The 11,298-nt window shown below is 70.4% G+C and carries 9 protein-coding genes; 6 read left to right on the plus strand and 3 right to left on the minus strand.

From position 1 onward, the window contains the following. Nucleotides 1–191: 191 nt before the first annotated feature. Nucleotides 192–1,601, minus strand: a complete 1,410-nt coding sequence (locus M0638_RS19865) for an aspartate aminotransferase family protein (protein ID WP_248668750.1) — start codon at nt 1,599–1,601, stop codon at nt 192–194. Between the two features lie 228 nt (nt 1,602–1,829). Here M0638_RS19865 and M0638_RS19870 point away from each other — a divergent pair, with 228 nt between their 5' ends. Beyond that, a complete protein-coding gene (locus M0638_RS19870; RefSeq protein ID WP_248668751.1) occupies nt 1,830–2,402 on the plus strand; it encodes a chalcone isomerase family protein in 573 nt (190 codons plus the stop codon). Between the two features lie 841 nt (nt 2,403–3,243). Next, nucleotides 3,244–5,550 (plus strand): molybdopterin-dependent oxidoreductase, encoded by a 2,307-nt coding sequence (locus M0638_RS19875; protein WP_248668752.1) that lies wholly within the window; start codon nt 3,244–3,246, stop codon nt 5,548–5,550. Between the two features lie 94 nt (nt 5,551–5,644). Here M0638_RS19875 and M0638_RS19880 read toward each other — a convergent pair whose 3' ends face one another. Beyond that, entirely contained in the window at nt 5,645–6,610 is a 966-nt protein-coding gene (locus M0638_RS19880; protein ID WP_248668753.1) for a 2-hydroxyacid dehydrogenase, read from the minus strand. A 330-nt stretch (nt 6,611–6,940) separates the two neighbouring features. Between M0638_RS19880 and M0638_RS19885 the strand changes: the two genes are divergently transcribed. The 4 genes from M0638_RS19885 (at nt 6,941) to M0638_RS19900 (ending at nt 10,314) form a co-directional block, all read left to right on the plus strand. Next, on the plus strand, nt 6,941–7,732 hold the full coding sequence (locus M0638_RS19885; RefSeq protein ID WP_248668754.1) for an SDR family oxidoreductase: 792 nt from the start codon (nt 6,941–6,943) through the stop codon (nt 7,730–7,732). 4 nt (nt 7,733–7,736) lie between these two features. After that, nucleotides 7,737–9,005, plus strand: a complete 1,269-nt coding sequence (locus M0638_RS19890) for a hydantoinase/carbamoylase family amidase (RefSeq protein WP_248668755.1) — start codon at nt 7,737–7,739, stop codon at nt 9,003–9,005. Between the two features lie 85 nt (nt 9,006–9,090). After that, nucleotides 9,091–9,312, plus strand: a complete 222-nt coding sequence (locus M0638_RS19895; RefSeq protein ID WP_248668756.1) for a hypothetical protein — start codon at nt 9,091–9,093, stop codon at nt 9,310–9,312. A gap of 60 nt (nt 9,313–9,372) precedes the next feature. Next, entirely contained in the window at nt 9,373–10,314 is a 942-nt protein-coding gene (locus M0638_RS19900) for a hypothetical protein (protein WP_248668757.1), read from the plus strand. Nucleotides 10,315–10,432: 118 nt separating this feature from the next. Here the strand turns inward: M0638_RS19900 and M0638_RS19905 are convergent. Further along, nucleotides 10,433–11,298: ABC transporter substrate-binding protein (locus tag M0638_RS19905; protein WP_248668758.1), on the minus strand; the 866-nt coding region annotated here is incomplete at its 5' end.

The raw sequence follows: 11,298 nt of genomic DNA on the forward strand, positions 1-11,298 counted from the left end.
TCGCCGCTCGGAAGGATGAGGCAGCGTAGCAGGACCGGCGCCAGCGCGTGTTTCGGGGCTGGCGGGCCGTGTTTCCGCCAGGCGCCGGCGGCGGGGCGCGCCTGAAACGGGGTTTCCGGGGGACTTCGCCTTCCCCCGGCGGGGGATCCGGGGCGCAGCCCCGGACGGGTCGGCGGGCGCAGCCCCGGGTGTCAGACCGCCGCGATGCCCTCGCGCCGGATCTCGACGGCGAGGGCGTCGAGCGCGCGGCCGAAGCGGTCCAGCATCTCGTCCACCTCGGCCTCGGTGATGACCAGCGGCGGCGAGAAGCCGATGGAGTCGCCCGGCATGGCGCGCAGGATCACGCCGTTCTGCTCGCCGAGCGCCATCAGGCGGGCGCCGAGCTTGCGGGCGGGATCGAAATTGCGCCTTGCCGCCTTGTCCTCGACCAGCTCGACGCCGGCGATCAGGCCGGTGCCGCGCACCTCGCCGACCAGCGGGTGTTCGGCGAAGCGCTCGCGCAGGCCGGCCTGCATGTGGGCGCCGACCGTGGCCGCGTGCTCGACGAGGTTCATCTCGTCGTAGATCCGCAGCGTCTCGATGGCGACGGCGGCGGAGACAGGGTGGCCGGAATAGGTGAAGCCGTGGCCGAAGGTGCCGACCTGGCTGCTGCCCTCGGCGAGGCCCTGGAACACCCGGTCGTTCACCATCACCGCCGAGATCGGCAGGAAGGAGGCGGAGAGGGCCTTGGCGCAGGTGAGGATGTCGGGCTGGATGCCGTAGGTCTGGCTGCCCCAGTAGTTGCCGGTGCGGCCGAAGCCGCAGATCACCTCGTCGGCGACCAGCAGCACGTCGTACTTCCGCAGCACCGCCTGGATCTTCTCGAAGTAGGTGGCGGGCGGCAGGATGACGCCGCCGGCGCCCATGATGGGTTCCGCGAACATGGCGGCGACCGTCTCCGGGTCCTCGCGCAGGATCAGCGCCTCCAGCTCCTCGGCGCAGCGTGTGGCGAAATCCTCCTCGGACTCGCCGGGCTCGGCGCCGTGGTAGTGGTGCGGCGTCATGGTGTGCAGCACGCCGGCGATGGGCAGGTCGAACAGGCGGTGGTTGTTGGGCAGGCCGGTGAGCGAGGCGGCGGCGACGGTGACGCCGTGATAGCCCTTCAGCCGCGCGATGATCTTCTTCTTGCGCGGCCGGCCGACGGCGTTGTTGTAGTACCAGACCATCTTGACCGCGCTGTCGTTCGCCTCCGAGCCGGAATTGGCGAAGAACACCTTGCTCATCGGCGCGCCGTCCACGGAGGGGGGCGCGCGTTCGAGCAGCATCTCGGACAGGTCGATCAGCGGCTCGTACGACTTGGCGGTGAAGGCGTGGTAGAAGGGCAGCCTGCGCATCTGCGCCGTCGCCGCCTCGACCAGCCGCTCGTTGCTGAAGCCGAGGGCCGCGCACCAGAGGCCGGCGACGCTCTCGATGTAGTCCTTTCCCTGGTCGTCCCAGACGCGGACGCCCTCGCCGCGCGCGATCACCACCGGGCCCTTGGTCAGGTGCGACTTCAGCTCGGTGTAGGGATGCAGCACGCTGGCGACGTCGCGGGCGGCGGTCGAGTTGCGCGGCGGGTTCATGAGGGTCTCCTGGAAGCCCGAGGCCGGCGATCCTAGAGCAGAAAAGTGATCGGCGGAACGGCCGCCATTTCGAATGTATCGGAAAAACAATGGGTTGTGTGCTGTCTCGGGCGCGTGGCCGCATGGCGACTCCGGTGTGCCGGACCGGCCGGCGGGTCACCGGCGGCATGGACCGCGGGGCGCTCCGCATGGATCATGCGCGCCGGCAACTCGGACCGGAGCAATTCCTTGCGGCGTCCCCTTCTACTCGGCCTCGCCTCCGCCTTCCTCGGCACGGTGCCGCTGGTTGCCCGGGCAACCATGTTCGACGGCATGACCCTGCCCGACGAGCTGCCGGTCGCCGGTCGCCGGCTGCTGCTGAACGGCATGGCGACGCGGACCTACTCGATCCTGCGCATACGTATCTACACGGTCGGCCTCTACCTGGAGCGCCGCTCCGGCGACGCGGACGCGATCATGGGATCGAACCAGGTCAAGCTGTTCCGCTTCTTCTTCGCGCACGAGGTGGAGGCCGACCGGGCGCGGCAGTCCTGGCGGCAGGGAATCGACCGGAACTGCCCCGCGCCCTGCCGGCTGCCGCCGGAGCTGGTGGCGCGCTTCCTCGCCGCGGTCCCCACCGTGCAGAACGGCGATGTCGGGGACCTGCTGTTCACCGGGCAGGGCGTGACCTTCGGGCTGAACGGGCGCAGCCTGGGCCACACCGACGACGCCGACTTCGCACGGGTGATCCTCTCGACCTTCCTCGGGCCCTATCCGACCTCGCCGGAGCTGAAGCCCGGCCTGCTCGGGCATGGGCGCTGAGCGGCCCGCCCGGCATCGCGCCGGGCGCCGCGGTCGCCATGCCGCACCGGGCGCCGCCGCGTCCGGCCCGGCGGGGGCCGCCGGCGGGCGGGGGCCGAGGTGCGATGCCCCCCCCGTGCCCCGGACCCGGCCTTGCGGCACCCCGGATGGCGGAGGAGCGTCAGCCGGGTCCTACCACCGGTGGCCCAGCGTGCCAGGCACGAGGCGCCGGGCGCTGTCGTAGCACTGTCTCGGAATCGGTGTAGGCGTAGGAGGCGATCAGGTTCGGCCCGTCGGTCAGCGCGGCCACGGCCTCACCTCGACGCCGCGCACCCGCACCTCGCCGGTCTGCACCTGGAACAGCGTGTTGTCCGGGTCCGTGGTCGGCACGTTCTGCTGCCGCCGCGGCGATGGCGTCCGGTCGGGGATCCGAACACTTCTCCCGCGCCGTCGGGCGTCGCGGCTGTGGACTGCCCGTGGAACGGGGCGGCGCCGCGCCCCGGAGACCCGGCACGGAGGGGTGGCGGGAACGGCATCCGCCTTGCGGCCGCCCGCCGCTCCGGGCCGATGGCGGCGATCGGGATGGTCCCGGCCGGCCTTCGGGACGTTCATCCGCGTGGCCGCGCCCGGGCTGGAGACGATCCGTCGCCGCCATGTCCCGCCGACGCGGCGGTTGTGGAGTCGGGCGCCTGCCGGCAAGCTCTCGCCGGGCAATGAGGCGGCCAGGGCGGAACTCGGGGGTGGCACGCCCGGAGATGTGAATCCGTTCCGGAAGCCGATCATGGCGAGCCGCAGGCCCGACCGGATCGTGGCCGCCATGGGCGGGGATGACGGGATTGGCACGACAGGAGGAACGCCACCGATGATCGAGACCAGGCCGCATTCGGCCCATTGGGGTGCCTTCGACGCGGTGGTGGAGGATGGCCGCCTGATCGGGGTGCGACCGTTCTCGCGCGACCCGGTGCCGGGCGACCTGATCGGCGCCATGCCGGCGGTGGTGCACGCCCCCTCGCGCATCGACCGACCATACGTGCGCAAGGGCTGGCTGGAGGGCGGGCGGCGCGGCAGCGCGCGGGGCGGCGACGCGTTCGTGCCGGTCTCCTGGGATAGCGCCGTGCGGCTGGTGGCCGAGGAGACGGCGCGGGTACGGGCCGAGCACGGCGACCGGGCGATCCTCGGCGGCTCCTACGGCTGGTCCTCGGCGGGGCGGTTCCATCATGCGCGCTCGCAGCTGCACCGCTTCCTGGGGCTGGGCGGCGGGTTCACCGGACAGGTGACGAACTACTCCTACGGCGCCGGCATGACGCTGCTGCCGCACCTCGTCGGCACCAACGACCCGGTGCAGGGGCCGGTGACGGACTGGACCAGCATCGCGAAGCATACGCGGCTGATGCTCTGCCTCGGCGGGCTGCCGCTGAAGAACGGGCTGGTGACGGCGGGCGGCTCCGGCGCGCACGAGTACGTCCCGCTGATGCGGCGCGCCGTGGCGGCGGGGGTGCGGTTCGTCAACGTCTCGCCCTTCCGCGGCGACTGCGACGCGATGCTGGAGGCGGAGTGGATCCCGATCCGCCCCAACACGGACTGCGCGCTGCTGCTGGGCATGGCGCACGCCATCGTGCAGGCGGGGTGGGAGGACAGGAGCTTCCTCGCCACCCGCGCCGTGGGCTGGGAGCGGCTGCGCGCCTACCTGCTGGGCGAGGGCGACGGGATCGCCAAGACGCCGGAATGGGCGGCGGCGATCACCGGGGTGCCGGCCGAGACGATAAGGCGCCTGGCGCTGGAGGCGGCGAGCGTGCCGACCATGCTGACCGCCACCTGGTCCGTGCAGCGGGCCGAGCATGGCGAGCAGCCCTGGTGGATGCTGGTGGCGCTGGCGGCCATGCTGGGCGGCATCGGCAGGCCGGGGCAGGGCTTCGGCTTCGGCTACGGCAGCATCAACGGCATGGGCACGCCGCGGCAGGAGCTGCCCTCGGTCTCGCTGCCCGGCACGCGCAACCCGGCCAACCTGTTCATCCCCGTGGCGCGGGTGACGGAGCTGCTGGAGCGGCCGGGCGAGGTGCTGCAGTACAACGGCCGCGACATCGTGCTGCCCGACATCCGCATGATCTGGTGGGCGGGCGGCAACCCGTTCCACCACCACCAGGACCTGAACCGGCTGCTGCGCGGCTGGAACCGGGCCGACACGGTGGTGGTGCAGGAGCCTTGGTGGACCGCCGTGGCGCGGCACGCCGACATCGTGCTGCCGGCGACGACGACGCTGGAGCGCAACGACATCGCCTCCTCCTCGCGCGACCGCTTCGTGCGGGCCATGCACAAGGCGATCCCGGCGCAGGGGCAGGCGCGCGACGACCATGCCATGCTGGCCGACATCGCCGACGCGCTGGGCTTCCGCGACCGCTTCACCGAGCAGCGCGACGAGGGGGCGTGGCTGCGGCACCTGTACGGGAAGTGGCGGCATGCCTGCGCCGGGCTGGGCGTCGAGGTGCCGGACTTCGACGAATTCTGGGCGCGCGGCCACATCGAGTTCCCGGCGCCGGAGGGGAAGGACTTCGTGCTGTTCGAGGATTTCGCGCGCGACCCCGAGGCGAACCCGCTGAACACGCCCTCCGGCAAGGTGGAGATCTTCAGCGAAACGGTGGCGGGCTTCGGCTATGCCGAGACGCCCGGCCATCCGGTGTGGCACGAGCCGCGCGAGTATCTCGGCAGCCCGCTGGCGGCGAAATTCCCGCTGCACCTGCTCTCCTACCAGCCGGCGACACGCCTGCACGGGCAGCTCGACCCCGGGCCCGTGGCGGCGGCGAGCAAGATCGCGGGGCGGGAGCCGATCCTGATGCACCCGGACGACGCGGCGGCGCGCGGGCTGGCCGAGGGCGAGGTGGTACGCATCTTCAACGACCGCGGCGCCTGCCTCGGGGGGCTGCGGGTGAGCGAGGCGATCCGGCCAGGCGTGGTGGCGATGGCGACGGGGGCGTGGTTCGACCCCGAGGTGCCGGGGAGCACGGACAGCGCCTGCGTGCACGGCAACCCGAACGTGCTGACCCAGGATGTGGGCACGTCGCGGCTGGGGCAGGGATGCTCGGCGCAGTCCTGCCTCGTGGAGATCGAGCGGTGGCGGGGGGCGCTGCCGCCGGTGCGGGTGCACGCGCCGCCGGCGGTGGTGGCGGCGTAGGCGGGCGGGGCAGCGCCGGGGAGCGGGGGCCTGGGCCGACGCGCCCCGGGGGTGGCCCCGCGCGGGACCGCGCGAGGGGCGGGCGCCGGCGCCGCTACGCCACCCGGTCCGGCGCCGCCGCGCCGCGCAGCAGCACCGCGTCGAGGTTGTCGAGCGCCCGGAAGCCCATCGCGTCCCGCGTCTCCACCGTCGCGCTGCCGAGATGCGGCAGCAGCGCCACGTTCTCCAGCGCGAGGTAGCCCGGGTTCACTTTGGGCTCGCCATCGTACACGTCGAGCCCGGCGGCGAAGAGGTGCCCCGAGCGCAGCGCCGCGATCAGCGCCGCGTCGTCCACCGTGGTGCCGCGCCCGGTGTTCACCACGATCGCCCCCTTCGGCAGCAGCGCGATGCGTTCCGCGTTCAGCCAGTGCCGCGTCGCAGCACCACCGGGGATGTGCAGCGAGAGCACCTGGGCGGCGCGCAGCAGGCTCTCGTCGCTGTCGTGATAGATCGCGCCCTCCTCCAGCGCCGGGTCGAGGCGGGAGCGGTTGCGGTAGTGGATCTCCATGCCGAAGCCGCGCGCCATCCGTGCCAGCGCCCGGCCGATCCGCCCCATGCCGAGGATGCCGAGTCGCTTGCCCTCCAGCGTCACGCCCATGAGCTGGGTCGGCGTCCAGCCGTGCCACTGCCCGGCGCGCACCAGCCGTTCCGCCTCGCCGCCGCGGCGCGCCGCCATCAGGATCAGCAGCATGCCGATCTCGGCGGTCGCGACGCTCAGCACGTCCGGCGTGTTGGCGACGACGATGCCGCGCGCCTTCGCCGCCGCGAGGTCGATGTGGTCGGTGCCGACGCTGAAGGTGGCGATGCAGCGCACGCTCGCCGGCAGCGCGCCGAGCGTCGCCGCGTCCATCCGGCAGCCGGCGGCGACCAGCAGCCCGTCGCAGCCCGCGGCGTGGCGCACGATCTCCTCGCCGGACCAGATCATGTCGTCCGGGTTGAGACGCGCCTCGTAGTCGCGCGCCGCGCGCGCCTCGACAGCGGCCGGCAGGTGGCGGGTGACGAGCAGGGTCGGCTTGCCCATGGCGTTTCGCTCCGTGGCCGGGCCGCACGGCGCGGCGGCGTGTTCTTCCGGCAGATACCGCGCCGGCCGCGATCCCGCCAGCGAGGGGCCGGCGGGCGCGGCGCCCCCGGCGCCGCCGCCAGACCGGCGGGCCTCGCCGCCGGGCGGCAGCGTCGGACCGGTTCCGCCGCAGGGACCCATCCGGCCCGGGGCACCTGCCGGCGGCGGCGCCCCACGATCGGGCCGCCGGAGCGGCGCGCCCCGGGCCAGGGAGGCGCTTGCCAGCCGGTCGGGCAGGAGGCAGGGTCCCGGCCACACAGCCAGCCACGCACGAAGGATGGGGTTGCACCGATGGATCTCGGGTTGAAGGGGCGTCGCGCCCTGGTCATGGGCGGTACCAAGGGCCTCGGCCGCTCGATCGCCGACGCGCTGGCCGGCGAGGGCGCCGCGCTCGTCATCAGCGGCCGCGACCAGAGCTCGCTGGACAAGGCCGCCGCCGAGCTGAAGGCCGCCGGCGCCGCCGCCGCCTACGGCGTGCCCGCCGACATCAGCAGCGCCGAGCAGATCGAGGCGCTGGCCGACAAGGCGGTCGAGCTGCTGGGCGGCGTCGACATCCTGGTCATCAACCATGGCGGCCCGCCGCCGGGCACCGCGCTCGATATCAGGATCCCGGACCTGGAGGCGTGGTTCCCGCGCATCGTGGTCAACCCGATCCGCATCGCCCACAAGCTGCTGCCGGCCATGCAGGCGCAGAAGTGGGGCCGGATCATCGTGGTGGGCTCGACCGGCATGCTGCAGCCCATCCCCGGCATCGCCCTCTCCAACATCCTGCGCGCCGGCATGGTGGGCTGGATGAAGACCATCTCCGGCCAGGTGGCCAAGGACGGGGTGACGGTGAACATCCTCGCCCCGGGCACGATCCGCACCGACCGCACCAAGGAGACGATCGGCGGCGCCGCGAAGCGCCAGGGCATCTCCATGGAGGAGGCCGAGGCGGCCAGCACGAAGGAGATCCCGGCCGGGCGCCTGGGCGACCCCAAGGAGTACGGCCCGATGGGCGCCTTCCTGGCCGGCGACACCGGCGCCTACATCACCGGCTGCATCGTCCGCGTCGATGGCGGGCGCGTGAAGGGGATGCTCTGACACCATGCGCGGCGTGAACCTCACCCCCGACACCGAGCTCGCCTGGAAACTGTTCGACACGCTGCGCGAGCGCAGCTTCGACGGGGTGGGAATCACGCGCGAGGGCTACGGGCCGGGCGAGCGCATGGCGCACGCCCTGGTCCGCGCCGAGGCCGAGGCGATCGGGCTGGAGACGGCGGCCGACCCGGTCGGCAACCTCTACCTGACCCTGCCCGGCGCCGACCGCGCGGGGAAGCGCGTGGTGCTGGGCAGCCACCTCGACAGCGTGCGCTCGGGCGGCAATTACGACGGCGCCGCCGGGGTGGTGGCCGGGCTCGCCGCCGTGGCCGGGATGAAGCGCGCGGGCTTCGTGCCGGGGCGCGACGTGACGGTGATGGCGATCCGCTCGGAGGAGGCGGGGGCGTGGTTCCCCACCTCCTTCCCCGGCAGCCGCGGCGCGCTCGGCCTGCTGCGGCCGGAGGAGCTGGAACTGCGCCGGCAGGATTCCGGCCGCACCCTCGCCGACCACATGACCGAGGAGGGCTTCTCGCCGGACTTCGTGCGGCAGGGGCGGCGGCATCTCGGGCCGGACAGCGTCTCGGCCTATCTGGAGCTGCACATCGAGCAGGGGCCGGTGCTGGATTCCGAGGGCATCCCGGTCGGCGTCGTCACCGGCGTTCCCGGCAGCCGGCGGCTGCGCGCCGCGCGCGTGCTCGGCGAGTACAACCATTCCGGCGCGACGCCGCGCCGCTGGCGCCGCGATGCCGCCGTCGCCCTGGCCGAGCTGGCCTACCGGCTGGACGAGGAATGGCTGCACCTGGAGACGCTCGGGCATCGCCTCGTCTGCACCTTCTGCGTGCTGGCGACGGCGCCCGAGGCCGGCTTCACCAAGATCCCCGGCGAGGCGCACTTCCAGCTCGACATCCGCAGCGTCGAGCCCACCTCGGTCGACCTGATGTTCGCGGCGCTGCACCGGCTGGTGGCCGAGATCGAGGCGCGGCGCGGGGTGCGCTTCGAGCTGGGTCCGGAATCGGGCAGCAGGGCGAGCCTGATGGATGCGGGGGTGCAGGACGGGCTGCGCGCGGCGGCGCGGCGGCTCGGCATCCCGTACCGCGACATGCCCTCGGGCGGCGGGCACGACGCGGTGGCCTTCGCCCAGGCCGGCATCCCCTCGGGCATGCTGTTCGTGCGCAACCAGAACGGCAGTCACAACCCGGACGAGTCGATGCGCGCGGAGGATTTCGCCGCCGCCTGCGCCGTGGTGCAGGCCTGGGCGGCCGACGCGGCGGGGTAGGCGGCGGGCGGGGGCGGCGGGCCGACGCAGGCCGCCTTTCCCGCCCGGACCATGGACCCAAACCACGAACGGGAAAGAACGCCGGATGCAGACCGACCGCTACACCAAGTCCGTCCTCACCGTGATCGCCGCCGCGCTGGTGGCGCTGGTGGTGCAGAACGCCGTGCCGAAGGCCGAGGCGCAGAACCGCGCCGTGCAGCCCGTGGCGCTGTGCAGCATGAGCGGCGACCAGTGCGTCTCGGTCGGCAAGGCCGGGCCGAACAACACGGTCGGCGTGCTGGCCGTGCAGAACGTCGGCGGGCGCTGAAAAATTCCAGGACGGGATTGATATCCTGGCCCAGCCATTTCCTCGGGTATGCGGCGATTCATGGCGACACAACTTATTCGCCTGACCCTGGTCAATGGCGATCCAGAAGGTCTTCGATATTCTTTAATCGCCGGCCGTACGACGGTTTTGTTCGCATGCCCTTGGACGCAACTGAAATTACTCCTCAATCGCGAAGAAGCGAAACGGCCGGCAGTTTATTTTATGGTTGGCGCGCCCCTTGGTCCCGAAAGGAATGGTTATGAACAAGCAATATACATAGGGGAGTGCGATTCTCTGATTGATAGGTTTGCAGCCAAACATCATAGGGCCGATGCTGCCGAGTGGAACCAGATTTTTCTAGCGACTACAACGGAAGGGACTTTTAATAAAGCGCACGCAAGGCTGGCTGAACATAAAATACGCGAGAAAGCGCAGATCGCAAATCGCGCGAAAGTCTTAACTTTGGCATCTGGCTTGGTTAAAATGGACGAGGGGGATTTAGCGTTTACGGACGAGTTTGTAGGAAATGTCACAATCCTCGCTCAAACACTTGGATTGGGCTTGTTCCGAACGCCAGTTTCAGAGAGTAGAATTGCCTTGTCGGACATGGATAAAAACTTCAAGGATCAGAATCTTCATTTGGAAATAGCGGATGAGCTTGACATATTCAAGTTTGAGTACACCAATGCTGAAATTCCAGCTCAAATGATCCTTGACGGACCGGAATTTGTTATCAAAAAAGGATCCTATGCGCGCAGTCAGGATGGTGATGGTATGCCTCCAGGAATTTTGGAGAGAAGAAAATCGGCCAGAGTAAATGGTATTTTGTTGCCTTCTGACAAGGTGGGGCTCGAACAATTCAACGCGGATTACCCAACCACCAGCCCATCGGCCGCAGGTTCCATGGTTTATGGGTCATCTTGTGCTGGACCAAGGGCATGGCGACATATTAAATCAGGTTTACTTTATAAAGATTGGCTGCTTGCGCAATCCACAAAGTAATATATCCAGTAAAACATCTGTAAGATTCTGAAATAAACAATAACCAATGTACCTTTCTCGATAATTTTGCGCTAGGTCTGATGAAGGGCGAGCTTTTAATCTCGCCCGAACTTTTGAATTAACGCATCATCTGGCAGCCCCCCTCGCTCTCCGGCCGGAACGCCTCCTCGGCCGGGGTGGTGCCGACCAGCTTGTAGTAGTCCCACGGGCCGCGCGATTCCTCCGGCCGCTTCACCTCGAACAGGTAGGCGGGATGGATCTTGCGCCCGTCCGGCCGCACCCGGCCGGGGCCGAAGCAGTCGTCATCCGTCGGCATCGCCTTCATGCGCTCGATCACCGCGCGGCCGCTGGCCTTGGCCTGGGCCACGCCGAGATCGGCCACCGCCTTCAGGTAGTGCAGCGTGCCGGCATAGGTCCCGGCATGCTCCTGGTTCGGCCAGTTGTTCGGCACCTTCGGCCGGATGCGGTTCATGAAGGCGCGGGTGCGGTCGTTCAGGTCCCAGTAGAACACCTCGGTCAGCAGCAGCCCCTGCGCCACCTCCAGCCCCATGGCGTGGATGTCGGTGGTGAACATGATCATGCCGACCACCTTCGGCCCGCCGCGCCGCGTCAGCCCGAATTCGCGCGCCTGCTTGAGGCAGTTCACCGTGTCGGCCGCGGCGGTCGCCAGCGCCACCACCTTGGCGCGGCTGGCCTGCGCCTGCACCAGGAAGGAGGAGAAGTCGGTGGTGCCGGGGAAGGGGAAGCGCGCCCGGCCGAGCAGCCGCCCGCCGGCCTGCTCCACGAAGCGCGTCGTGTCGCGTTCGAGCTGGTGGCCGAAGGCGTAGTCGGCGGTGATGAAGAACCAGGTGTCGCCGCCCGCCCGCACCGTGGCGCCGCCGGAGGATTTGGCGAACATCCAGGTGTCGTAGGTCCAGTGGATGGTGTTCGAGCTGCACTGCTCGCCGGTCAGCGCGGCGCTGGCGGCGCCGGTATTGACGTGCG

Origin of the sequence: Roseomonas acroporae (genome assembly GCF_023223525.1) — a bacterium.
Lineage (GTDB): Bacteria > Pseudomonadota > Alphaproteobacteria > Acetobacterales > Acetobacteraceae > Roseomonas_E > Roseomonas_E acroporae.